At 63.1% G+C, this 217-nt stretch carries 1 protein-coding gene; it reads left to right on the top strand.

Features of this window, described 5'->3' with window-relative positions:
* Positions 1 to 217, top strand: a 217-nt coding sequence (locus KO537_RS23045) for a hypothetical protein (protein WP_219236065.1), incomplete at both ends; no start/stop codon positions are given.

Genomic DNA, 217 nt, shown 5'->3' on the forward strand with positions numbered 1-217 from the left:
GGCGTCACCAATGGCTCCTTGCTCACCGGCACCACCAGTGTCGATGGCCCGCTCAGCATTCAGAGCTTCAGCGTCGCCGGACAAACCGGTCCGTTCACCCTGGGCACCGCCGCCAACTGGAACGGCAACTTCCCGGTTGTCACCTACACCGTCACCGACGGCGTCAGCACGGACACTTCGACCTTGAACATCGGTGTGACCCCTGTCACCGATGGCT

Source organism: Shewanella sp. NKUCC01_JLK, from assembly GCF_019345615.1.
Taxonomy (GTDB): Bacteria; Pseudomonadota; Gammaproteobacteria; order Enterobacterales; family Shewanellaceae; genus Shewanella; species Shewanella oncorhynchi.